Annotated in this window: 18 protein-coding genes; 11 read left to right on the forward strand and 7 right to left on the reverse strand. The window is 64.7% G+C overall.

Translation table 11 applies throughout. The features are described from left to right. The first annotated feature begins 4 nt into the window (after positions 1–4). The 10 genes from AC07W7_RS07370 to AC07W7_RS07415 all read left to right on the forward strand — a co-directional run bounded on the left by AC07W7_RS07370 (position 5) and on the right by AC07W7_RS07415 (position 14,251). Positions 5–1,294, forward strand: coding sequence for a DotU family type VI secretion system protein (locus AC07W7_RS07370; RefSeq protein ID WP_495039016.1), 1,290 nt, complete (start codon positions 5–7; stop codon positions 1,292–1,294). Beyond that, on the forward strand, positions 1,291–4,791 hold the full coding sequence (gene tssM / locus AC07W7_RS07375; protein ID WP_495039017.1) for a type VI secretion system membrane subunit TssM: 3,501 nt from the start codon (positions 1,291–1,293) through the stop codon (positions 4,789–4,791). Before AC07W7_RS07370 ends, tssM begins: the two co-directional genes overlap by 4 nt. After that, on the forward strand, positions 4,788–5,441 hold the full coding sequence (gene tagF / locus AC07W7_RS07380) for a type VI secretion system-associated protein TagF (protein ID WP_495039018.1): 654 nt from the start codon (positions 4,788–4,790) through the stop codon (positions 5,439–5,441). The genes tssM and tagF overlap by 4 nt, the downstream gene beginning before the upstream one ends. Then, on the forward strand, positions 5,442–6,161 hold the full coding sequence (locus tag AC07W7_RS07385) for a PP2C family protein-serine/threonine phosphatase (RefSeq protein ID WP_076963454.1): 720 nt from the start codon (positions 5,442–5,444) through the stop codon (positions 6,159–6,161). Continuing rightward, positions 6,158–9,145, forward strand: a complete 2,988-nt coding sequence (locus AC07W7_RS07390; protein WP_495039019.1) for a serine/threonine-protein kinase — start codon at positions 6,158–6,160, stop codon at positions 9,143–9,145. The genes AC07W7_RS07385 and AC07W7_RS07390 overlap by 4 nt, the downstream gene beginning before the upstream one ends. After that, positions 9,145–9,849, forward strand: coding sequence for an ABC transporter ATP-binding protein (locus AC07W7_RS07395; RefSeq protein WP_495039020.1), 705 nt, complete (start codon positions 9,145–9,147; stop codon positions 9,847–9,849). The genes AC07W7_RS07390 and AC07W7_RS07395 overlap by 1 nt, the downstream gene beginning before the upstream one ends. After that, the gene (locus AC07W7_RS07400; RefSeq protein ID WP_495039021.1) at positions 9,849–11,033 is read left to right on the forward strand and encodes an ABC transporter permease family protein; all 1,185 of its coding nucleotides are present in this window, start codon (positions 9,849–9,851) and stop codon (positions 11,031–11,033) included. Before AC07W7_RS07395 ends, AC07W7_RS07400 begins: the two co-directional genes overlap by 1 nt. Then, the gene (locus AC07W7_RS07405) at positions 11,026–12,738 is read left to right on the forward strand and encodes a formylglycine-generating enzyme family protein (protein ID WP_495039022.1); all 1,713 of its coding nucleotides are present in this window, start codon (positions 11,026–11,028) and stop codon (positions 12,736–12,738) included. The genes AC07W7_RS07400 and AC07W7_RS07405 overlap by 8 nt, the downstream gene beginning before the upstream one ends. Before the next feature lie 83 nt (positions 12,739–12,821). Then, positions 12,822–13,748 carry a type VI secretion system-associated lipoprotein TagQ gene (gene tagQ / locus AC07W7_RS07410; protein ID WP_076963449.1) on the forward strand — a complete coding sequence of 309 codons (927 nt, stop codon included), beginning with the start codon at positions 12,822–12,824 and terminating at the stop codon, positions 13,746–13,748. 125 nt (positions 13,749–13,873) lie between these two features. Continuing rightward, positions 13,874–14,251 carry an SCP2 sterol-binding domain-containing protein gene (locus AC07W7_RS07415; protein WP_057961011.1) on the forward strand — a complete coding sequence of 126 codons (378 nt, stop codon included), beginning with the start codon at positions 13,874–13,876 and terminating at the stop codon, positions 14,249–14,251. Between the two features lie 132 nt (positions 14,252–14,383). On the opposite strand, the gene AC07W7_RS07420 is transcribed toward AC07W7_RS07415, so the two are convergent. From AC07W7_RS07420 to exbB, 6 genes are all read right to left on the reverse strand, one after another. Then, positions 14,384–15,784, reverse strand: a complete 1,401-nt coding sequence (locus tag AC07W7_RS07420; RefSeq protein ID WP_495039023.1) for an aminoacyl-tRNA deacylase and HDOD domain-containing protein — start codon at positions 15,782–15,784, stop codon at positions 14,384–14,386. A gap of 88 nt (positions 15,785–15,872) precedes the next feature. Next, entirely contained in the window at positions 15,873–17,948 is a 2,076-nt protein-coding gene (gene recG / locus AC07W7_RS07425) for an ATP-dependent DNA helicase RecG (RefSeq protein WP_495039024.1), read from the reverse strand. 8 nt (positions 17,949–17,956) lie between these two features. Beyond that, positions 17,957–18,877, reverse strand: a complete 921-nt coding sequence (locus AC07W7_RS07430; RefSeq protein ID WP_076963446.1) for a hydrogen peroxide-inducible genes activator — start codon at positions 18,875–18,877, stop codon at positions 17,957–17,959. 238 nt (positions 18,878–19,115) lie between these two features. Further along, complete coding sequence (locus tag AC07W7_RS07435; RefSeq protein WP_495039025.1) at positions 19,116–19,862, reverse strand: TonB family protein; 747 nt, start codon at positions 19,860–19,862, stop codon at positions 19,116–19,118. After that, entirely contained in the window at positions 19,859–20,284 is a 426-nt protein-coding gene (exbD, locus tag AC07W7_RS07440) for a TonB system transport protein ExbD (protein ID WP_029289838.1), read from the reverse strand. The genes AC07W7_RS07435 and exbD overlap by 4 nt, the downstream gene beginning before the upstream one ends. A gap of 6 nt (positions 20,285–20,290) precedes the next feature. Further along, a complete protein-coding gene (gene exbB / locus AC07W7_RS07445; RefSeq protein WP_076963444.1) occupies positions 20,291–21,295 on the reverse strand; it encodes a tonB-system energizer ExbB in 1,005 nt (334 codons plus the stop codon). 190 nt (positions 21,296–21,485) lie between these two features. Between exbB and AC07W7_RS07450 the strand changes: the two genes are divergently transcribed. Beyond that, positions 21,486–22,337, forward strand: coding sequence for an NAD-dependent epimerase/dehydratase family protein (locus tag AC07W7_RS07450; protein ID WP_495039026.1), 852 nt, complete (start codon positions 21,486–21,488; stop codon positions 22,335–22,337). Positions 22,338–22,381: 44 nt separating this feature from the next. Here AC07W7_RS07450 and AC07W7_RS07455 read toward each other — a convergent pair whose 3' ends face one another. After that, positions 22,382–23,125, reverse strand: coding sequence for a hypothetical protein (locus tag AC07W7_RS07455; protein WP_076963442.1), 744 nt, complete (start codon positions 23,123–23,125; stop codon positions 22,382–22,384). Positions 23,126–23,178: the final 53 nt, after the last annotated feature.

The raw sequence follows: 23,178 nt of genomic DNA on the forward strand, positions 1-23,178 counted from the left end.
CGCGATGCACCCCAATGATGACGACCGCACCCAGTTCATGCCGCGCCCGGGTGGCCGTGCGCCGGAGCCTGCCCGCGCGGAACCGGCGCCTTTGTCGATGCCGGCGGCGCCGATCCTCACCGGCAAAAGCCAGGGCCTCAACCCCCTGGAAAGTGCTGCCGGCCCGTTGTTGGCGCTGTTGACGCGCTTGCGCAACACCATCGCCCATCCCGCGCCCGCAAGCCTACGTGCGCAGTTGCTGGCCTACCTGCGCCAGTTTGAAGAGCGCGCCGAGGCCGCCGGCGTGGCCCGTAACGAGGTGCTGCTGGCGCGCTACGCACTGTGCACCGCCCTCGACGAAGCGGTGCTGAGCACGCCCTGGGGCAGCGCCAGTGACTGGGGCAAGCAGAGCCTGCTGATCACCGTGCACAACGAAGCCTGGGGTGGGGAAAAGGTCTTCCAACTGCTGGACCATTGCCTGCAAAGCCCGCGTGAACGCCTGTACCTGCTGGAGCTGTTGTACCTGTGCATGTGCCTGGGTTTCGAGGGCCGCTACCGCGTGATGAACGACGGCCGCAGCCAGTTGGAAACCCTGCGCGAGCGCACGGCAGCGGCGATCCGCAGTGCCCGTGGCGAGCATGAGCGCGAGCTGTCGCCCCATTGGCGCGGCGTGACCGTGGCCCGCGATCGCCTGGCGCAATTCATGCCGCCGTGGATCGCCGTGGCCATCGGCCTGGCCTTGTTGCTGGCCCTGCTGCTTGGCTTGCGGATGAAGCTGGCGTCGGATGCCGAGCCGGTGTTCAAGAACATCCATGCCCTGGGTGAAATCCCGGTGCAGGCGATCGACCGTCCGGTGGCGCAGCCGAAAATCATCGAGCGTCCACGCCTGGCGGGCTTTTTGGTCGAAGACATCAAGGCGGGCCGGGTGGCGGTGGAAGATGCCGTTGACCGTTCCGTGGTGACGATCCGGGGCGATGAGCTGTTCGCCTCGGCCAGCTCCAGCATTGTCGATGACTACCAGCCCCTGATGCTGCGCATCGCCGACGCCATCCGCAAGGTCAAGGGCCAGGTGCGGGTGACCGGGCACAGCGACAACCGCCCGATTGCCACCCTGCGCTTCCCGTCCAACTGGGCCTTGTCCGAAGCGCGGGCCAAGTCGGTGCTGGAAATTCTCGCGGCCAAGACCGGCCAGGGCGAGCGCTTCAGCGCCGAGGGCCGCAGCGACACCGAGCCAGTGGCGACTAACGCCACAGCCGAAGGCCGTGCCCGCAATCGTCGGGTTGAAATCACCGTATTGGCGGAGGGCGTCGAGTGAAGGCGTTTTTCAGTTTTATGATTCGCTGGGTGATCCCCGTGCTGGGCCTGATCGCCCTGGGCCTGATCATCTGGTTCGTCGGGCCATTGCTCGACGTGCTGGTGCCGGAAGGTCGGCGCTGGGCCCTGATTATCCTGGTGTTCGCAGTGTGGATCGCCTACCGCGTGTTTCGCATTATCCAGGCCAGCCGCCAGGCCGCCGAAGTGATGCGCAGCCTGGCCGCCGAAACCCCGGCCGACCCCAACAGTGTCGCCACTGCCGAAGAGCTGGCCACCCTGCGCCAGCGCATGGACGAAGCCCTGACGCTGCTGAAAAAGGCCAGGCTGGGCGGTGACGAGCGGCGTAACCTCTACGAGTTGCCGTGGTATGTGATCATCGGCCCGCCGGGTTCGGGCAAGACCACCGCGCTGGTCAACTCCGGGCTGCATTTCCCCCTGGCTGCCCAGTTGGGTGCCGGCGCGGTGCGTGGCGTGGGCGGTACGCGCAATTGCGATTGGTGGTTTACCGATCAAGCCGTGCTGCTGGACACCGCCGGGCGCTACACCACCCAGGACAGCAACTCCACGGTGGATAAAGCCGCTTGGCTGGGCTTTCTCGACCTGCTGAAAAAACAGCGCGCGCGCCGCCCGATTGACGGCGCCTTTATCGCCATCAGCCTGTCGGACCTGCTGCTGGGCACTGACGCCGAGCGTGCTGCCCATGCGGCGGCGATCCGCTTGCGCATCCAGGAGTTGTACACCCAGCTGGGGGTGCGTTTCCCGATCTACCTGATGCTCACCAAGCTCGACCTGGTGCCGGGCTTCATGGAGTTTTTCGACAACCTGAGCAAGGAAGACCGCGCCCAGGTGTGGGGCATGACCTTTGCCCTGGACGACGGCAAACACAGCGACAGCCCGCTGGCCCATCTGCAAAGCGAATTCGCCGGCCTGGAGCAGCGCCTCAACGAACGGTTGGTGGAACGCCTGCAACAGGAACGCGACCCGGCGCGGCGCGATCTGATCTACGGTTTCCCGCAGCAGTTCGGAGCGCTGAAGGATTGCCTGCAAGGCTTCCTCGAAGGCGTATTCAAGCCCAATGCGTTTGAAGAGCGTGTGCTGCTGCGCGGCGTGTATTTCACTAGCGGCACCCAGGAAGGCAGCCCGATTGATCGACTGATCGGCGCCATGGCCCAGAGCATGAACCTTGACCGCCAGCACCTGGCGCGCCAGAGCGGCACCGGGCGCAGTTACTTCATCGAAAAACTGTTCAGTGCCGTGGCTTTTGCCGAGCGTGGCCTGGTGGGGGTCAACCCGAAGGTCGAGCGCCGCCGTAAATGGCTGGCCCGTGGCGTACTCGCGGCGACGGTCGCGCTGGTGCTGGTGGTCAGCAGCCTGTGGTGGCTGAGTTACCGCGCCAACCAGGCGTATATCGCCCAGGTCGACCACAAGGTCGCGCCCCTGGGCCAGGCCGTGCAGAGCCTGAGCCCGGCGCAGCGCGATGTGCTGGCGGTGTTGCCGCTGCTCAACGCGGTGAAAAACCTGGCGGGCGATTCGCCAGGCTGGTCCGAGGGCCTGGGCCTGTATCAGGGCGACATGCTCGAAGCCGAGTCCGCCAGTGTCTACCGCAAGCTGCTGATCGCGGTATTCGCCCCGCGCCTGGTAACGCGCATCGAAGAGCAACTGCACGGTGGCGGCAATTCCGACTTCCTCTACGAAGGCTTGAAGGCCTACCTGATGCTGGCGGACAGCGAGCATTACGACCCGGACTTTATCAAGGCCTGGATCGCCCTGGACTGGGACCGCAACCTGCCGCGCGACCTGCCCGCCGACCAGCGCCAGGCGCTGACCGGTCACTTGCAGGCGCTGTTCGACCGCCATCCGCCGAATGCGCGCCTCGACCCACGGCTGATCGATGACTTGCGCCGACAATTGCAACAACTGCCGGTGGCCCAGCGCGTGTACGACCGGGTCAAGCGCCAGAAGCTGCCCGATGGGGTGACCGATTTCCGTATCAACGAAGCTGCCGGGCGGGATGCCGCCCTGGTGTTCAGCCGCAAAAGTGGCAAGCCGCTGGGCGAGCCGTTGAGTGGCTTGTTTACCGCCAAGGGCTATCGCCAGGGCTTTTTGCTGACCAGCCTGAACCAGGCCGGCACCCTGGCCGAAGAGCAGTGGGTCTTGGGCCATGCACCGGCGGATCAGCAGAATGTCGCCAGCCTTGCTGCCGATGTGCGGCGCCTGTACTTCCAGGACTATCAGCGCCAGTGGGATGCCTTGCTGGCGGATATCGACTTTGTGCCCATCACCAGCGTGGCCCAGGCGGCGGATGTGTTGCGCGTGATCTCCGGCCCGACCTCGCCGCTGAAAAAGCTGCTGGTGGCGGTGGCCAAGGAAACCGACCTGCAAGCTGAAGAACGCCAACTGGCGGCCAAGGGCGTGCCGGTGGAAGGCGGTGTGGACAAGCTCAAGGAACGCCTCGGCAGCCTGCTCGGCGAGGCCCAGCCGACGGCCAGCGCCCCGGCCCTCACGGAAGACCCGGTGACTGCGCACTTTGCCGAACTCAACAGCATCGTTGCCAAGAACGAAGGCGAGCCGGCGGCCATCGACGGCCTGTTGGCGGACATGAATGCGCTGTATGTGCAGGTCAGCGCCATGGTCGGCGCCAGTGGCGATGCCTTGCTCGGCGAAGCCAAGAACCAGGCCGCGGCGGCGGCCACCCGGGTCAGCCTGAATGCCGAACGCCAGCCGCCGCTGGTGCAGGGCATGGTCAAGTCGGTGGTCAACTCCACCACCAACAGCATGATGGGCGGGGTGCGCAATCAGCTGAATGCAGCCTGGGTCAGTGAGGTGGTCAATGTGTATCGCCAGTCCCTGGCCGGGCGTTATCCGATGTCCCCGGGCAGCGCTCGCGACGCCACCCTGGATGACTTCGGCCAGTTCTTCGGGGTGGGCGGGGTGATGGACAACTACTTCCGCAAATACCTGCAGCCCTACGTCGATACGTCGGCGCAGACCTGGCGCTGGCAGCCGGGGGCAGCGCAGAAGCTCGGCATCGCGCCGGGCGTGCTGCAAACCTTCCAGCGCGCGGCGACTATTCGGGATGCGTTCTTCCGTGCCGGTGGGACCCAGCCCATCGTGCGTTTCGAGCTCAAGCCGGTGGCGATGGACGCGACCATCACCCAGTTCCTGCTGGACCTGGACGGCCAGCAACTGAGCTACGACCATGGCCCGAGCCGCCCAGTGGCAATGCAATGGCCGAACCCCGGCAGCAGTGGCGGGGTGCGCATCTCGATCATGCCGCCAGCGGCCAGCGGGCGCTCCGGGGTCACCCTGGATGGCCCATGGGCGTGGTTCCGCCTGCTGGAGCAGTCGGAGCTGTCTGCCGGCAATTCGCCGGACCGTTTCAACCTGCGCCTGCGGGTCGATGGCGCGAGCATCGCCTATGAGTTGCGCGCCAACAGCGCCTTCAACCCCTTCAAGAGCCGCGTGCTCAGTGGGTTCAGCCTGCCGGAGCGGTTATGACCACCCTGGGGTTCTACGGCAAGTTGGCCAGCCGCGGGGACTTTGTCAGCCGCGCCTTGCCCCAGAGCTTTATCGGGCCCTGGGACAGTTGGCTGGCCGCTGGCTTGCTCGCCAGCCAGCACAGCCTGGGCGACAACTGGCTCAACGTGTACCTGGTCAGCCCGCTGTGGCGTTTTGTACTGGCGCCGGGGGTGTGCGGGCCGGATGCGGCGGCGGGGGTGGTGATGCCGAGCATTGATCGGGTCGGGCGGTATTTCCCGCTGGCGGTGGTCGCGTTGTTGGATCACGACACCAACCCAGCGTCTCTGGTGGGTGGCCCGGACGCCTGGTTCGAGCAGGCCGAGGAGTTACTGCTTGGCACCTTGGATGCCGGCGCCACGTTCGAGGGGTTCAGCGATGGCCTTGAGCGCCTGGGTGTGCCGGCGAGTGAACCGCGTGCGCTGGACAGCCGTTTCGCCGGCCTGCAGCGGGTCGCCGCCACCGTGCCCCATGGGCGCATGACCGCCCTCGCCGAACAGGCCTGCGAAGGGGCGAGCCTGTGGTGGGGCCGTGGTTCGCAACGTATTTCCCCCGGTTTATTGCGGTGCCAGGGCTTGCCTGCCGCCGGCGATTTTGCGCAATTTTTGCTCGGACAAGAAGGTGTGGTGTAGATGGGGTCGACGTACAAATCCGCGAGCAAAACCCATGTGGGCATGGTGCGCCAGGTCAATGAAGACGCGTGCCTGGACCTCCCGGAAAACCGCCTGTGGGTGGTGGCCGATGGCATGGGCGGGCATGCGGCCGGCGACTATGTCAGCAGCTTGATCGTCGACAGCCTGCGCAGCCTGCCCGTGGGGCGGTCCCTGGACGAATACACGGCGGCGCTGCGCACTGAACTGACCCGGGTCAACGCCGCCGTACGTGAAGAAACCGCCAACCGTGGCGTGACCATGATGGGCAGCACCGTGGTGCTGCTGGCGGCTCGTGGCCTGCGCGGTGTATGCCTGTGGGCCGGCGACAGCCGCTTGTATCGCCTGCGCGACGGCGAGCTGGAACGTATCTCCCGCGACCACAGCTACGTCCAGGACCTGCAAGACAGTGGCCTGCTCAGCGAGGCCGACGCGCGGGTGCATCCACGGGCCAATATCGTCACCCGCGCCATTGGCGTGGAGGCGCAATTGGAGCTGTCGGTGGTCGACCTGTTGATCGCCCCCGGTGACAGCTACCTGCTGTGCAGCGATGGCCTGAACAAGACCGTCGAAGACCACGAGATCCGCGATGTGCTGAGCCATGCCGAGCCTGACGAAATCGCCCGCAGCCTGGTGCACCTGGGGCTCAACCGTGGAGCGCCCGACAATATCACCACCCTCGTCGTGAAGGTGTCGCCATGAGCCTGATCATCCCCGGCTACGACATCGACGGCGAAATCGGCGAAGGCGCCATGGCCAGCGTGTACCTGGCAACCCAGCGTTCGCTGGAGCGCAAGGTGGCGCTGAAAGTCATGGCCGCTGCGCTGGCCGCCGACCCAAGCTTTTGCGAACGTTTCCTGCGCGAGGGCAAGACCCTGGCGCGGCTGTCGCACCCGCACACGGTGACCATCCACGACATCGGCAATGTCGGCGAGCTGTATTACATGGCCATGGAGTACCTGCCCAACGGCACGCTCAAGGAGCGCATCGCCGCCGGCCTGACGCCGGAGCAGGGGCTGGTGTATATCCGCCAGATCGCCTCGGCCCTGGGTTACGCCCATGCCCAGGGCCTGGTGCACCGCGACGTTAAGCCGGCGAACATCCTGTTTCGCGCCGATGGCACGGCGGTGCTGTCGGATTTCGGGATCGCCAAGTCCCTGGATGACCGCACCCAGTTCACCCAGGCCGGGTTTGCCGTGGGCACCCCCAGCTACATGAGCCCGGAACAGGCGCGCGGCCAGGAAATCGACGGCCGCGCCGACCTGTACGCCCTGGGGGTGGTGCTCTACGAAATCCTCGTCGGCAAGCTGCCTTACAACGGCACCGATGCACTTTCCACTGCCCTGGCGCACCTGACCGAGCCTTTGCCGGAATTGCCGCTGCACCATGGCCGTTATCAAGAGGTGCTGAAAAAACTCCTGGCCAAGGACCCCGCAGAGCGTTTCCCGGATGCCGCTGCGCTGTTGCTGGCCCTGGATCGGCTGCCACTGGAGGCGCCAAAAGACGCGTTGGAAGCGACCTTGATTCGCCCCGCCGTGACGCCGGCCGGTAGTGACCTGGCCGGGCTGACCCCGGTGTCCATCGAAATCCCCACTGCCACACCGCAGCCACAAGCGGTGCGCCAGCCGGTGGTGAGCCCTACGCAGCCTCACGCCGTTTCCGAGCAGCGGCGTGGCCCGGTCCTGGCATTGGCCGCCGTGGCCGTGGCGGTTGCGCTGGCCATCGGTGGCGCCAGTTACTGGTGGCTGAGTGACGATGCCCCTGCGCCGCCGCCTGCTGCGGTTGTGCCCGTTACACCGGCTGGGGTTAAACCGGTGGCCGCTGATAGCGACGGCGGCCAGCGCCCCTTGCTGATGGCGGGCAAGAAAACCCTGTTCCAGCGTGTCTTGAGCAAGCCCGGCGCCAAGCTCTCCAGCGCGGCGGGTGGTGCACCGGGCGAGGCCTTGCCCGCGTTTTCGGTGCTTTATGTGTACCAGCGCAAGGATGTCGATGGCAGCCCATGGCTGCGCATTGGCACTGCCAGCGACGGCCGCAGCGACGGTTGGTTGCCGGCCGCGCAAGTCAGCGACTGGAAGCAGAGCCTGGTGCTCAAGTTCACCGAACGTTCGGGGCGTGCGCCGGTGATGTTCCTGCGCCAGCCCGGCGAGGTGGAAAAACTCCTGGCTGACCCGGCAGCGGCGAAAAACCTGCTGCTCAAGGCGCAGAAAAACCCCGACGACAATCAACAGGTCCTGGCCCTGGAACCCGCCGCCAGTGCCGTGCCGCAGAACCAGTTCTACCTGTTGCCGATTTTCGACGCCAAAGAGAGCTTCGACGAGAATGGCCAGCCGGTGCAGTTGCTCAATGTGGCGTCCATCGACCCCGGCAGCGCCGCTGCCAAGCCGGCGACCCCGCTGATCAGCGCTAACGCCGATGCATTCCGTACCGCCGTGGTGTTGGTGGTGGATACCACGGTGTCGATGCAGCCCTATATCGACCAGGTGCGCGACGTGGTCCACGAGCTGCAAACCCGCATTGCCGAACGTGGCGAGTTGGACAGCGTCAGTTTCGGCATGGTCGGCTTTCGCAGCAGCGTCAAGAAAACCCCTGGCCTGGAATACGTGGCCAAGACCCTGATCACCCTCGACCAGGGCCGCGACCCCCAGCGGTTTCTCGACATGGCGCGGCAGGTCAAGGCCTCCAGTGTTTCCAGCCATTCGTTCAACGAAGACGCGTTTGCCGGGGTGATGCAGGCGGTGGAAGGCATGGACTGGTCCGGCTACGGCGGGCGCCTGATCCTGCTGGTGACCGATGCCGGGGCCCTGCGCAAGAACGACCCGTTCGCCGCGACCCAGATGAACGAAGCCGAAGTGCGCCAGGCCGCCCTGGGTAAGCAGATCAAGATCTATGCCCTGCACCTGCGCACCGACGCCGGCAAGAAAACCCACGGCGGCGCCGAATCCCAGTACCGCATCCTGACCGCCGACGCCAACCCGCGGATCGGCGACCTGTATACGGCGGTGCCGGGCGGTGATGTGCGCAAGCTGGGCGAGCGGGTCGATGAGATCGGCACGGTGTTCGCCAACCTGGTGCACCAGGTGCGCAGCAACACCCCGCAGTCGGTGCCGTTGCTCAGCAGCGCGCCGAGCCTGGCGGACAAATCCGCTGCCGTCGGCTATGCCATGCACATGGACTTCCTCGGCCATAAAAGCGCGAGCCAGGCACCGCAACTGGTCAGCGCCTGGACCGCCGACCGCGACCTGACCAACCCGGCACTGCCGGCGTTCCAGGTGTGCGTGATGCTGACCAAGTTGCAGCTCAACGACTTGCAGCAATCGCTGAAACTGATCGTCGATGCGGCACGCAAGACCCAGACGTCGCCCGGGGATTTCTTCCAGGAAATCGCCAGCGCCTCGGCCTATATGAGCCGCGACCCACAGGCCCTGCGCAAGGGTGGCAACCTCGCCGACGGCGGCATTCTCGGTGAATACCTGGAAGGCCTGCCGTACCGCAGCAAGTCGCTGAACATGACCCAGGACCTGTGGTTGTCGTTGAGCGTGGCTGAACAGGAAGACTTTATCGACGAGCTGGACTCGAAGATCCGCCTGTATGAAACCTTCCATAACGATGTGGCCAACTGGGTCCGTTTCGGTGATGCCGAACCGGGCGATGCGTTGTACCGCGTGCCGCTGTCGACGCTGCCCTGATGCTGAACCTGAGCGCGGTGCACAAGAGCCGGGGCCTCGGTAGCCAGCGCTATAGCCTGGTGATCCCGGCGCTGCACGTGGGCGCGGGTGAGCAGTTGGCGATTGTCGGGCCCAGTGGCTGCGGCAAAAGTACCTTGCTCGACCTGTTGGCGTTGGTCCTGGCACCGGACCAGGTCGGCCGGTTTGAATTCAACCAGCTGGATATCGACGGGCTGTGGCGTGCCCATCAGCAATCCACCTTGGCCGGGTTGCGTAGCCGGCATCTGGGTTACGTGCTGCAAACCGGCGGCCTGCTGGGCTTTCTCGATGTGCGCAGCAATATCGCGCTGTCCCGGCAACTGCTGGGCTTGAAGGACGATGGCAGCGTTGCGCGGCTGGCTGCGCAGTTGCACATCAGCGACCAGTTGGCCAAGAAGCCTGGCGCGTTGTCGGTGGGTCAGCGCCAGCGCGTCAGTTGCGCCCGTGCCCTGGCCCATGCCCCGCAATTGGTGCTGGCCGATGAGCCGACCGCGTCCCTGGACCCGCTTAACGCCGAGCGTGTGATGCAGGCGCTGCTGGCCCAGGCCCGTGAGTACCGCGCCGCCTGCGTGATCGCCACCCATGACGAGCCCCTGGCCCGCGCCAGTGGCTTGCAGGTGCGGCGCATCAGTTGCCGGCGCGACAGCGACGGTGGCGTTACGGCGACCCTTGGGGAGGCGTGCTGATGCGCATCCCCCTGGTGGCTTCCCTCGCGTGGCAGGACTACCGCAACGATGGCTGGCTGTCGGCCTGTGCGGTGCTGGCGCTGGTGGCGGTGATCGCGCCGTTGCTGGTGTTGTTCGGCCTGAAATTCGGCCTGGTCGGCAGTTTGACCGAGCGCCTGGAGAATGACCCGGCGACTCGGGAAATCATCCCGTTGGGCGGGGGGCGATTCAGCCGTGCGTTTGTCGAGCATCTCGGCCAGCGCAGCGATGTGGCGTTTGCCATCCCACGTACGCGGCAGATCGCGGCCACGGCCCAGGTGGGGGCATTGAGCCTGGAAATGTTGCCCACCGCACCGGGTGACCCATTGCTGGGCGGCCTGCCTATTCCGGTGGGCCTGGACCAGATCGTGCTGAGCCACACCGCTGCCGAGAAGCTGGCGGCGCGACCGGGGGATTGGTTGCAAACCCGCTTTGCGCGGCAAGTGGCCGGGCGTGTCGAGGCCCAGGGTACGCGCTTGCAGGTGCTGGCAGTGCTGCCCCTGGAGGCGTTCGCCCGGGACGGTTTGTTTGCCGGCTTGAGCCTGCTGGAAGCGGCGGAAGATTACCGCGATGGCCGGGCAGTACCGGCGCTGGGTTGGGACGGTGATGCAGTGGGGGGGAGCGAGCAGCGGGTGTACCCGGCGTTTCGTCTATATGCGCGCAGCCTTACCGATGTAGAGCCGCTGCGGGTGTATTTCGCCGGGCAGAACCTGTTGGTCTCGACCCAGGCGCTGAGCATCGCCCAGGTGCAGTCGTTGAGCCGCAATTTGTCGATCGTGTTCTGGATCATCGCTGGCCTGGCCTTGGCGGGGGCGTTTGCGGCGATCTTCGCCGGCGCGTTGGCCGCTGTGGCGCGCAAGCGCCGGGAGTTGTCGGTATTGCGCCTGCTGGGGTTTTCCACTGGCGCGCTGCTGCTGTTTGTGGTGATGCAGGCGCTCTACAGCGCGGGTTTCGCCGCCGTGCTCAGCGCCGGGCTGTATGGCCTGGCCGAGGCGGGCTTGAATCAATTATTCGTGCAGGTGCCGGGCGAATACGCCAGCCACCTGCTGGCGCGGCATTACGCCCTGGCCCTGGTCGCGGTGCTCGGCGTCAGCGCCGTGGCGGCCGCGTGCGGGGGGTGGCGGGTGGCGCGTATCCAGGCTTCTGAGGGCATCAGAGATGTATAGATTATTGGGCGCCGCCGTGGCGCTGAGCCTGGCCACTGCGGCCTGGGCCGACGAGGCCAGCGATAAGCTGGACAACCCCAAGCCGTTGGCCGATGACGTCAGCCTGCCGCTGCCGTGCGAGGGCAACATGGTGTTTCGCTACGCCTATGTCCTGGCCCAGGGCACCCTGGACGACCGGGAGGTCAGCCTCGGCTACCCGTTCAGCGAAGGTGAGGCGGGCTACAAGCAGTCGTTTATCTCCGGCTATCGCCGCGACTTTATCAACGGCCAATTCACTCTTAAGGATTTGCCCAAGGGCTGGAACAAGGTGATTGCGCCGCTGATGCCCAAGACCGACGCCAAGACCCCGCTCAAGCCGATGCTCTACTTTATCGGCAAGTACGAAGTCACCGCGCGCCAATACGCCCAGGTCATGTCCCAGGCCCAGTCCCTGGCCAGTGGTGAGCCGGCGCCAGCGTGCGAGGTGCCTGAGGGCATGGCCGGGCGCTTGCCCAAGGTCAAGCTGTCGCGCTTTGAAGCCGAGCGTTTCTCGGCGGTCTACAGCGCCTGGTTGATGAAATATCACCGCGACTTGCTGCCGGTCAGTGGCCGCGGTGCTTCGGCGCAAGATGGCGGCCTGGGGTTTGTGCGGCTGCCTACCGAAGTGGAATGGGAGTTCGCCGCGCGCGGCGGCCAGGCAGTGAGCCGCCAGGATCTGGAAGGCCGCTTGTTCCCCCGGCGTATCGAGGGCAGCGACAGCGACGGCCCGCTGGGCGATTGGGCGGTGTTTAACCAGGTCGCCGGCGGCACTGGCCAGGCGGCGCGGCTGATGCCTATCGGCACCAAGTTGCCGAACCCCATCGGCCTGTTCGATGTGATCGGCAACGCTGCCGAGATGGTCCAGGAGTCATTCCAGCTGGTCCACGCCGGCCGCCGCCAGGGCACCTATGGCGGCTTTATCGTCAAGGGCGGCAACTACCTGGAGGGCGAGGGCACGTTGTTTAGCGGCATGCGCCGGGAATACCCGCTGTTCGGCGCCGACGGCACCGAGCAAAGCAACGAGACCACAGGCTTCAGGGTGGCGATTGGCGCGCTGTCGGCACCGCGTTCGCGCTACAACGAACTGTTCGCGCAGTGGCAGAAAGAGGGGCGCCTGGCCGCGTTGACCGATGCCATCGACGATGCCCAGGACCCGACCAAGCGCCTGGACAGCATCATCGCCGCCAGCGTCGACCCACGGCTGCAAGCCGAGTTGGGACTGGTCAATGAAGAGCTCAAGCGCAACGTATCGCTGATCGCCCAGCAGCGCGAGGAAGCGGCCGGCAACCTGATCCAGTCTGCCGCCCTGGTGGCCGAGACCATCAATAACTACAACATCCGCCTGATCAATCTGCACAAGAGTCGCCAGCAGTCCCTGGACGCCAAGGACGAGGCCAGCGCGCAGTTGTTCGCCACGGCCATCGCCAATGGCCGCAGCGCGCTGGACGGCGCAGTGGCGATCTATATCGACAACCTGGCCACCGGCACGCGCTACACCGATGCGGTGATCCAGGCGCAGTTTCAACGGATCCAGCAAGAGTTGGAGCGCAAGCCGGTGCTGGGCAAGAGCCTGGTGACGCGCGCGACGTTATTCGTTCGCCATGTCGGCAACTATCGCAAACAACAGCGAGCCGACCCGGCAACGATTTTGAAGGAATTGCTCGCAGCAAGCGGTCAGCGGTCTTGATCGCTCGCAGGCTGGCGAGCTTGGAAGGGACTCAGGCGGCATGGGCCGTGCTGGGCAAGTCAAACTTAAAAGAGAACACACCTATGCTTTTTTCCCGTAAGGCGGTTTCCAAGCGTCACTTGCTGCTGATTGCGGCTGGTTTCAGCACTGTGCTGACCGGTTGCGCCACGTCGCCGGCCTCCAAGGTCGCGTCGAGCACCAAGGTCGAGTACTACCCTAATTGCTACGAGCCGGTGCAGCACCTGCGTGCCACCGATTCGGACATGACCAAGTCGGTCGTTACCGGCGCCGCCCTTGGCGCGGCCGGTGGCGCGCTGCTGGGCGCCCTGACCGGTGACTCGGACAAGCGCGGGCGCAATGCGGCGATTGGTGCGGCGGGCGGTGCCCTGGCGGGCGGCGCGGCGGGTTACTACACCGAGCGCCAGAAGCAGATCAGCGATGACAACCAGCGCATCGCCTCCTACGCCACCGACTTCAATAAAAGCGCCTCCGACATCGACCGCAGCACCGCGTACGCCAAGGCGTCCCAGCAGTGCTACCAGAGCGCATTCACCAAGCTGGTGGCCGACCGCAAGGCCAAGACCGTCAATGACACCGAAGGTCGCAAGCGCCTGGCGGAAATCGTTGCGGGCCTGAAGGAATCCAACGACCTGATCGTCGCGGTCAACGGCAAGGCCAGCGAAGACCTGAACAACTACACCCAGGCCTACGAGAAAGACCTGCAACAAGTGGGCGTACAGCGTAACGATGTGGTGACTGTGGCTACTGCTGAGACCACCTCGGCTGCGGCTGCGGCGAAAAAAGACAAGAAGAGCAAAGTCGTGACCAAGCGTCCGCCACTGCCCAAGGTGCCGTCAGAAGCGGTGAGCACCGAAAGGAGCATCCGCACCGCCAAGGTCAAGCAGACTGAAAGCAATCAAGTGGCCAATGCCGGCAAAGCACAGATCGAAGGCACTTGCCGCGATCCGAACCTGGCCGACTGGGCACCGGTGCCTTGCCCTAACGTTTAAGCCAAGTTGTTGCTATAAGCGGTAAACGCCAGCCGATCTCCTGCTAACGCGGGAGATCGGTAGCGTTCTGCGCACAAATCGTTAAACTGCTGCGGCCACCCAATAATTACACTGAGGCCGTGTGCATGAAATTTCGTTTTCTCCTGTGGGTGCTGGGCCTGATGATGGCCAAAGCCAGCCGCAACAACCCCGCGTTCCAGCAACAGTTGGGTGACAAGGACCTGGCGTTCCAGTTGCAGACCCTCGACGGCAAGGTTGCCCGTCACTTCATCGTCAAAGACCAGCGCATCACCAGCCACTCGGGTGTGCACCCGGAGCCGGCGTTTGCCATCGCTTTTAAAGACGCCGCCTATGGCTTCGCCACGATGCAGGCGAAGAACAAGCAACTGGCGTTCATGACGGGGATTCAGGACAAGTCGATCCAGATCAAGGGCAACCCGGCCCTGGTGATGTGGTTCCAGGGCTTGACCAAGTATTTGAAGCCGAAGAAAAAGAAGGCCTGAGGCTGTTCAGTCAGACCGAGTTGAATTCATCGCGAGCAAGCCCGCTCCCACATTTGACCGAGTTCCAACGTTGGAATGCAGTCGAATGTGGGAGCTGGCTTGCCTGCGATAGCGGTGCAACAGGCGCCGAATTTACCCCTGGCTGAACTGCGATGCCAATTCCCGCAACAACACCTCGGCATCCAGCACCTTGCTCACCACGTCCTCGGCCTTGTCGCGGCTCAGGCCCAGGCGCTCCAGCAACTCGTCCGGAATCTCGGCTTCAGGCCCGGAGCCAATCCCCCGCCCGCGCAGCAAGCGCACGGCCAGGCACACCAGGTTCGGGTATTCGGCGTATTGGCCGTCGTAGCTCGGGTCATGCTGGAAGCGCAGGGCCGTGGACAGCTCTTGCGGCATATCCCAGTAACGCATCAGCCAGGCGCCGATCTGCTCGCGGCTGATGCCCAGCAAGTGTTGCTCGACATAGCTGTGGCACAAGTGCGGGTTGACCTCCAGGTGCCGGCAGATCAGTGAGAAGTGCGGCGGGAAGACGTGGGCCAGCAACAGGTAGCCAAAGTTGTGCAGCAGGCCCGCCAGGTAGGTCAGGCCGGCTTCCGGGCGCTGGGCGCGGGGCATGGCGCGGGTCAGGCCTTCGATCACCGCCGCCGTGTAGATCGACTGGTGCCAGTAGGGCGTGGCCTGTTGCGGATGGTCCTTGGGCAGGCTCAAGGTCTTGCCCAGCGCCAGGCCCAGGGCCAGGTTGATCACCAGGTCGAAGCCCAGCACACGCACAATCGCATCTTCCACCGAGCGGATCTTGCCCGGCGAGGCGTAGTACGGCGAGGCCGCCCAGCTCACCACTTGCGCGGCCAGGGCCGGGTCGGTTTCAACCACGCCGGTGATGTCGTCGATGGTCGCGTTGGGATCGACCCGCAGCTTGATGATCTTTTGCGCGGTGTCGGCCAGCGGCGGGATCTCGATGGTGGCTTCCAGGCGTTGCTGGATACGGCGCGCGGTAAACGCCTGCATCGCCTGGGTGATCTCATCACGGTCGTCGGCAGGGCGGTCGAAGTTGGGGCGGATGCTGCTCAGGGGCTCGCCGAAGTGGGCGGCACTGGCTTTGCTCAACATGCGCTTGAAGTCATCGCTGGCGATTTCCAGCAACACGCTGGCTTCGCCCGAGTGCACCAGCAGGGTCGGCTCGCGCAGCAGGCTTTCTTCGTACAGGCACGGCGAGCTGGTCAGCGGCGGCAGGCCGGGCAGCAGGCTCAGGCGGTGTTTGCCGAGCATGCGCTCCAGGCGCTCCGGTGCCACGGCGGTCAGGTTGCGGCCGGTCAGCTCGGTAAGGCGGTTGAGGTCCAGCAACTGGCTCTGGGGGAACAGCACCATCAGGGCGCCCACCGCGTCATCGACCAGTACCGCCTGAACCTTTCGGGCCGGGTTCAGGCCTGGGTGGTCGGTGACTTCCGTGTAGTTGACGGCGAGTTTTGCGAGCAGGTCCCGAATGACCGAGGGTGCGGTCGGTGGGGCTGTGGCGTGGGCAACTTCTGACATGGCCGGATCCAATTTCCTACATTTGCTTGGAGTATAACCAGCTTGGTCCGGCTGAGGGGGTCTAACTGCGGTTTGTGATGGGGGCGGGTCAGACCTGGCCGTATTGTTGGCCGTGGCGCAGCCAGCGATCCAGCAGCGGGCTGACGTGGTGCGGCCAGCGTTCCAGCAGGGCCTGGGCCGCATCGCGCACGGCGGGCAGCAGGTCGGCATCGCGCATCAGGTCAGCCACCTTGAATTGCAGCAGGCCGGTCTGGCGGGTGCCGAGCATCTCGCCGGGGCCGCGCAGTTCCAGGTCTTTTTCGGCGATCACGAAGCCGTCGTTGGTCTCGCGCATGATCCCCAGGCGCTGGCGGCCAATCTGCGACAGCGGCGGATGGTAGAGCAGCACGCAGTGGCTGGCGGCACTGCCCCGGCCGACCCGCCCGCGTAGTTGGTGCAACTGTGCCAGGCCCAGGCGCTCGGGGTTTTCGATGATCATCAGGCTGGCGTTGGGCACGTCCACGCCGACCTCGATCACGGTGGTGGCCACCAGCAATTGCAGGTGGCCGGCCTTGAATTCGGCCATCACCGCGGCTTTTTCCGCAGGCTTCATGCGCCCGTGGATCAGCCCGACCTTGAGCTCGCCCAGGGCGCTGGTGAGGTCTTCATAGGTGGTTTCGGCGGCCTGGCAGGTCAGCTCTTCGGACTCTTCGATCAGCGTGCACACCCAATACGCCTGGCGCCCTTCGGCACAGGCGCCGCGCACCCGCTCGATCACTTCGATCCGCCGGGTGTCGGTGACCAGCACCGTATTGACCGGGGTTCGGCCCGGTGGCAGCTCGTCGAGGATCGAGGTGTCGAGGTCGGCGTAGGCACTCATGGCCAGCGTGCGCGGGATCGGGGTAGCGGTCATGATCAACTGGTGCGGGTTCATCCGCCCGCCCACGCCTTTTTCGCGCAGGGCCAGGCGTTGTTGCACGCCGAAGCGGTGCTGTTCGTCGATGATCACCAGGGCCAGGTTCTTGAATTTAACCTCGTCCTGGAACAGCGCATGGGTGCCCACCACCATCGGGGCGCCGGCGGCGATCTGCTCCAGGGCGGCCGTGCGGTTCTTGCCCTTGAGCTTGCCCGCCAGCCACGCGACTTCCAGGCCCAGGGGTTCGAGCCAGCGCTTGAAGGTGATGAAGTGCTGCTCGGCGAGGATCTCGGTCGGCGCCATCAACGCCACCTGGTAACCGGCCTCCAGGGCCTGCAGCGCGGCCAGGGCGGCGACCACGGTCTTGCCAGCGCCGACATCGCCCTGGATCAGGCGCAGCATGGGCTCTTTCTGGCTCAAGTCGTAGGCGATTTCATTGCCGACGCGCTGCTGCGCGCCGGTCGGCGCAAAGCCGAGGTTGGCCAGGTATTGCGCGGGCAGGCGCGTGGCCTTGGGCATCGCCGGGGCGCGCAGGGAACGCATGCTTTCGCGCAGGCGTTGCTGGGACAGTTGATGGGTCAGCAGTTCTTCAAAGGCCAGGCGATGCTGGGCCCAGTGATGACCCAGGGCCAGTTCGTCGACATCGGCATCGGCCGGTGGATGGTGCAGGTAGCGGATCGCGTCCGCCAGGGGCGCCAGCTGGTAGTCGCGGGCCAGCTCCTGCGGCAGCCAGTCGGGCAGGCTTTGCGGGCCGAGCAGGGTCAGGGTCTGCATGCACAGCTGGCGCAGGCGCTGTTGCGTCAGGCCTTCGGTGAGCGGGTAGATCGGGGTGAGGGTGGTGTCTACCGGCGGCGGCTCGTCGCCGGTAATGGCGCGGTATTCCGGGTGGTAGATTTCCAGGCCCGATGCCCCTGGCCGCGCTTCACCGTAGCAACGCACGCGAGTGCCGCGCTTGAGGCCTTCCTTTTGCGCATTGCTGAAATGGTAGAAACGCAGGCTCAGGCCACCGGTGCCGTCCTGCAGGCGTACCACCAGGCTGCGACGCTTGCCCATCACCACATCGGCACCGCTGACAGTGCCTTCGACCACGGCATCCTGCCCAGGGCGTAGATGGCCGATGGGCACCACGCGGGTGCGGTCCTGGTAGCGCAGGGGCAGGTGAAAGAGCACGTCCTGGAGGTTTTCCAGGCCGACCTTGGCCAGTTTCTCGGCCATGGCTTCACCGACACCCTTGAGTGCAGTCACCGACACCTGCGACAGCTCAGTCATACACGCACTTAGCTCGCGGCAGGCGGCTTGGCCACCGAGCACAGGCGGATCGAGTCGGCGAGGATCTCAATGGCTTTCGGGCGTGGGAAGCTGGCGCGCCAGGCAATCGCCACGGTGCGGAACGGCACGGGTGGGGTGAGCGGACGCACTTCGATCACGCCGGCGGCGTAGTGATGGCTGTCCACGGCCGACAGCGGCAGGATCGAGATGCCCAGGCCGGACGCGACCATATGGCGGATGGTCTCCAGGGAGCTGGATTCCACGGTGGTGTGCTTGGCGCCGTCGTTGCCCTTGGTCAGGGTCGGGCAGGCTTCCAGTACCTGGTCGCGGAAGCAGTGGCCTTCGCCGAGCAGCAGCAGGCTCTTGTCGTTGAGCAGGCTGGCGTCGATGGTGTCTTTTTGCGTCCACGGGTGGGAGGCGGGCATCAGCACGTAGAACGGCTCGTCGTAGAGCGGCAATGTCAGCACGTCGGCTTCGTTGAACGGCAGGGCGATGATGATCGCGTCCAACTCACCGTTGCGCAGCTTGTCGCGCAGGACGTGGGTGAAGTTTTCTTCGATATACAACGGCATCTGCGGCGCGACGCGGTGCAGTTGCGGGATCAGGTGCGGGAACAGGTACGGGCCGACGGTGTAGATCGCGCCGACTTTCAGCGGGGCGGTCAGCTGGTTCTTGCCGGCCTGGGCCAGTTCACGAATGCTCTGGGCCTGCTCCAGCACCTTCTGGGCCTGGGCCACAATGCCTTCGCCGACCGGGGTGAGGCGCACGGCGCTTTTGCTGCGCTCGAAAATCAGCACACCGAGTTCGTCTTCAAGCTTCTTCACACCCACCGACAGCGTCGGCTGGCTGACATGGCAACGTTCGGCGGCATGGCCGAAGTGTTGCTCTTGGGCGAGGGTCACGATGTAGCGTAATTCTGTAAGAGTCATAGCGGGCGTCCATGAGGTTGCGGGCCAAGCATACCGGCTGCAATCGAGAGGCGCACGTTATCAGAACTAGATTGAGGATTGAGGGGTTTGTGCGGGGGATTTTGCTTAATGGCGTTGGCAGCTTTGTGTGTGTGGGTGGGCTTGCTCGCGATGGCGGTGTGTCAGTCACTGTGGATGTTGACTGTTACACCGTTATCGCGGGCAAGCCCGCTCCCACACAAGCCCGCTCCTACAGGGATCAGCGGCGGCGCTTCTCGATGTTGTAGACAAACGGCGCAACGATTTCAATGCTGCCGTTTTTCAACATATCGGCCGGTGGCTTGGGCAGCGGCTGGGCGCGACGGATCATCTCCAGGGTGGCGCGGTCCAGGTCGGCGTTGCCGGAGCGGCCCACCAGTTCATAGGACAGCACCTTGCCTTCGGCATCCACCACGAACCGCAAGCGGTTCAAGCCTTCCTTGCCACGGGCCTGGGCGCCTGGCGGGTATTTCTTGTACTTCGCCAGGTGGCCGAGCAGCGTGCTTTCCCAGGTGGCCTTGGCCGCGACCTGCGCCGGCGACGGGCCGGGTTGCGGCTGCGCGGACTTTTCCGAAGGCGCGTTGTTCTGAGGGCTTTCGCTCGGCGGGTCCTCGGAAGGTTTCTCCTTGGGCGGCTCGACCTTTTTCTCAGGCTTGGGCGGCTGCGGCTTGGGTTTTGGCTTGACCGGCTTGGGCACGGAAATCGTGGGTTTGGGTGCCTCGGCCAGTTTCGGCAAGGGCAACTCTTCCACCGGTGCCGGCGGTTGCGGTGGCGTCACCACCTTCGGCGGGGCCGGAGGCGGTGGTGCCGGCATCGGCGCCAGGTCGATGACCATGGCAGCCGGTGGCAACTGCACCATCTGTGGCGCCGACCACTGGAGCGCGAGGATGATCGCGACGGCGTGGACGCCCAGCACGACGGCGAGGCTGGTGCCATAACGCGTCAGTTTGTGGCGCGTCGTGATCATTTCTTGGCTGCCGTCTCAAGTCCGACCAAGCCGACCTTGAGGTAGCCGGCTGCCCGCAGGGCATCCATCACGCTCATCAGGTCGCCATAGTCCACGCCCTTGTCGGCCTGGAAGAAGATCGTCGTGTCTTTCTTGCCCTGGGTGCGGGCATCGAGCACCGCACCGAGGGTTTCGGATTTGACTTCTTCTTCGCCCAGGAACAGACGCTGGTCAGCCTTGACGCTGAGGAACACCGGTTTCTCCGGCCGGGGCGCGGGTTTCGCGCTGGAGGCGGGGAGGTCGACCTTGATGTCCACCGTGGCCAGGGGGGCTGCCACCATGAAGATGATCAGCAGCACCAGCATCACGTCGATAAACGGCGTGACGTTGATTTCGTGGTTCTCGACGAGCTCGTCGTCGCCTTGATTCAAATGCAGGCCCATGGCCGATTACCCCACTTTCACCATGTGCGGTTGCGAGCTGCGCTCGGTAGGCAGGTGATCGAGGTCACGGCTGACCAGTAGCAGGACTTCTGCCGAAGCATCCGACACCTGGGCCTTGTAGCCGGCGATCGAACGGGCGAACACGTTGTAGATCACCACCGCCGGAATCGCGGCGACCAGGCCCAGGGCGGTTGCCAGCAGGGCTTCGGCGATGCCGGGAGCAACCACGGCGAGGTTGGTGGTCTGGGTCTTGGCGATGCCGATGAAGCTGTTCATGATGCCCCACACGGTGCCGAACAGGCCGACGAATGGTGCGGTGGAACCGATGGTTGCCAGCACGCCGGTGCCGCTGCTCATGTTGCGGCCGCAGGCTGCTACCAGGCGTTCCAGGCGGAAGCTCACACGCTCCTTGATGCCTTCCTTTTCCCGGGTGTTGGCCGACAGGCGCATTTCTTCCAGCGCGTCGTGTACCAGCAGGTGCGCCAGGGTGCCCTTGATGGCCGCGCTTTCGCTGGCTTCCTTGAGGGTGGTGGCTTTTTTCAGGTTGGTGATTTCAGTGCGCAGGCGGCGTTTGGCGCCCAGCAGCTCAAAGCCTTTGGCGATCCAGATGGTCCAGGTGATGATCGAGGCGATGGCCAGGCCGATCATCACGATCTTCACGATGATGTCGGCGTTTTGGTACATGCCCCACGGCGACAGGTCGTGGGCCATGCCCAGGGTGTTGTCTTCCTCCAGGACCAGGCCGGTTTCATCTGTCGGGGCTACGCCCTCGGCAGCGGCCGGGTCGGTGGCGGCAGGTACGGCCGCCGGAGCGCCTGGTACTGCGCCGGTTTGCTCAGGTGCGGCGGCAGCCGGGGCCGTAGCGGCAGGCGGGGTGGCCGGTGCCGTGGCATCGGCGAATGCGGCGGTCGGAGCCAGCAGGACGCTGAACAGCAACGCAGTGATCGCGCGCCAGACGCGGGACGGGCTGTGAGGCTTGGTTGGCGAAGCGGGGAGGTTATTGCGTGTCATGCTGGCCGGACCTGAGAGGAAAAAATAAGGGCTTGTCCTGCCAGACCGCGAGAGGGTCGAGGACAAATGGGCGGTTATTATTGCAAGTAATTCTTGTTAACAGAAGTAATACAGTAACTTTATTTGTGCTTTTTCTGGCCGCTGGTCACCTGCGAGGGCTAATCTAGACCTTTGAGAACGGAGTTTTGTGATGTCTGCGCCTTCTGTGGTGATTGCCGGTTGTGGTGATGTAGGTAGTCGGCTGGCAAGTCAATTGCTGGCTGCCGGATGGGAGGTGCATGGCCTGCGACGCAATGTCTCGCGCCTGCCGCAAGGGGTGATCGGGATTGCCGGCGACCTGTTCAAAAAGGACTGCCCCGACACCTGGCCGATCGGCGGCGTGGACTACCTGGTGTACTGCGCAGCCGCCACCGATCATGACGAAGCGGGCTATCGCAAAGCCTATGTCGAAGGTTTGCAACATGTGTTGGAGTGGCTCGATGACTACGGCCAGCAGCCCAAGCAGTTGCTATTTGTGTCCAGCAGCAGCGTCTATGGGCAGCAAAACGGCGAATGGGTCGATGAGACGTCGCCTACCCAGGCCATTGGCTATTCCGGGCAGGTGATGCTGGAAGCCGAGCAAGTGGCTTTCGACAGCGGTATCCCGGCCACGACCGTGCGCTTGACCGGTATCTACGGGCCTGGGCGTGAGTGGTTGTTGAGCCAGGTGCGCCAGGGCTATCGCGTGGCGGTCGAGCCACCTTTATATGGCAACCGTATCCATGTCGATGATGCCGCGGGGCTGCTGGCCTTTTTGTTGCTGCATGTGGAGCAGGGCGGTGTGTTGGACAAGGTCTATATCGGCGTCGATGATGCGCCGGCACCGCTGGCTGAAGTCGTGGGCTGGCTGCGTGAATACCTCGGGGTGACCGAGTGGGCCGAAGACGCCAGTGTGCGGCGCTCCGGCAGTAAGCAGTGCAGCAATGCGCGGGCCAGGGCGCTGGGGTGGACACCAACCTATCCGAGTTATCGCGAAGGCTATACCGCGATCCTCAAGGGCTGAAACGCGGTCAAAAATGTGGGAGCGGGCTTGCTCCCACATTTAGGTTACTGTTTTTCCAGCAACCACTGGCGCGGCCCGGGGGTAAACGAAGGCACTTCGTCGGCCTGGGACGTATTGATCGCCTGGAAAATCTCCAGTTGCTTGCCATTGCGGCTGAAGATCCATGGGTTGCCCTGGCCGCCTTGTTGCAACCAGATGCTGTCGTAGCCACCGCTCATGGAGGCGCAGTCGCCCGCCAGGCACAGTGAATACTGGTCGGCGCCGGGCAGGCCGGTGACTTGGCCGTTGGCCTGGAACTGTACGGTCGCGCCCTGGCCACTGCCGCTGGTGATTTTCCAGCTGCCGCCCATATAGGCCGAGTACAGCGCCCGTTCAAAGTTGGCACCCAGGGGCGCACCTTCGGGGGCAGGGTCCTTGGGGCGGCCAAAGAGCTGTTCGGGCTCGTTGTCGTTGGCCACTTGCAGCAGCTGCCTGCCCTTGCGCTTGAGCTCGGTGGTCGAACTGCCGTAGAAATCAACGTTCCAGGTGCCGGACTTTTCGCCGGCCAACTTGCCTTCAGGGCGCTCGAAGCCATTGAAGTAGCGCGCCTGGTTGGCCCGGGTGTTGACCTCCCATTCGAGGTTCGGGCCATAAGCCTGCAGGGCCTCACGCAAAGGACCGCCCTTGGAGGCCGCATCGATGGCGACCTGGTTGATCCAGGTGCCGCTCACATCCCGGGCGGCAGGATTGCTGGCGCAGCCGCCGAGGAGCAGGGCGAGCAGCGTGGAGGCAACGAGCGCTTTGCGCATTACGAAATCCTTTTAAAACGAAGTCGGCGCAACCCCGTGGGTTGCGCCGAATG

This window comes from Pseudomonas sp. GW821-FHT01D09 (genome assembly GCF_059422465.1).

What these genes read in the sequence shown, in the direction of transcription:
- recG (WP_495039024.1), bottom strand. Translation starts at nt 17,948, where the DNA reads ATGACTGAGCTGTCGCAGGTGTCGGTGACTGCACTCAAGGGTGTCGGT.
- tagQ (WP_076963449.1), top strand. Translation starts at nt 12,822, where the DNA reads ATGCTTTTTTCCCGTAAGGCGGTTTCCAAGCGTCACTTGCTGCTGATT.
- AC07W7_RS07420 (WP_495039023.1), bottom strand. Translation starts at nt 15,784, where the DNA reads ATGTCAGAAGTTGCCCACGCCACAGCCCCACCGACCGCACCCTCGGTC.
- AC07W7_RS07400 (WP_495039021.1), top strand. Translation starts at nt 9,849, where the DNA reads ATGCGCATCCCCCTGGTGGCTTCCCTCGCGTGGCAGGACTACCGCAAC.
- AC07W7_RS07435 (WP_495039025.1), bottom strand. Translation starts at nt 19,862, where the DNA reads ATGATCACGACGCGCCACAAACTGACGCGTTATGGCACCAGCCTCGCC.
- exbB (WP_076963444.1), bottom strand. Translation starts at nt 21,295, where the DNA reads ATGACACGCAATAACCTCCCCGCTTCGCCAACCAAGCCTCACAGCCCG.
- AC07W7_RS07395 (WP_495039020.1), top strand. Translation starts at nt 9,145, where the DNA reads ATGCTGAACCTGAGCGCGGTGCACAAGAGCCGGGGCCTCGGTAGCCAG.
- AC07W7_RS07455 (WP_076963442.1), bottom strand. Translation starts at nt 23,125, where the DNA reads ATGCGCAAAGCGCTCGTTGCCTCCACGCTGCTCGCCCTGCTCCTCGGC.
- AC07W7_RS07370 (WP_495039016.1), top strand. Translation starts at nt 5, where the DNA reads ATGCACCCCAATGATGACGACCGCACCCAGTTCATGCCGCGCCCGGGT.
- AC07W7_RS07430 (WP_076963446.1), bottom strand. Translation starts at nt 18,877, where the DNA reads ATGACTCTTACAGAATTACGCTACATCGTGACCCTCGCCCAAGAGCAA.
- exbD (WP_029289838.1), bottom strand. Translation starts at nt 20,284, where the DNA reads ATGGGCCTGCATTTGAATCAAGGCGACGACGAGCTCGTCGAGAACCAC.
- AC07W7_RS07385 (WP_076963454.1), top strand. Translation starts at nt 5,442, where the DNA reads ATGGGGTCGACGTACAAATCCGCGAGCAAAACCCATGTGGGCATGGTG.
- AC07W7_RS07415 (WP_057961011.1), top strand. Translation starts at nt 13,874, where the DNA reads ATGAAATTTCGTTTTCTCCTGTGGGTGCTGGGCCTGATGATGGCCAAA.
- AC07W7_RS07390 (WP_495039019.1), top strand. Translation starts at nt 6,158, where the DNA reads ATGAGCCTGATCATCCCCGGCTACGACATCGACGGCGAAATCGGCGAA.
- tagF (WP_495039018.1), top strand. Translation starts at nt 4,788, where the DNA reads ATGACCACCCTGGGGTTCTACGGCAAGTTGGCCAGCCGCGGGGACTTT.
- AC07W7_RS07405 (WP_495039022.1), top strand. Translation starts at nt 11,026, where the DNA reads ATGTATAGATTATTGGGCGCCGCCGTGGCGCTGAGCCTGGCCACTGCG.
- AC07W7_RS07450 (WP_495039026.1), top strand. Translation starts at nt 21,486, where the DNA reads ATGTCTGCGCCTTCTGTGGTGATTGCCGGTTGTGGTGATGTAGGTAGT.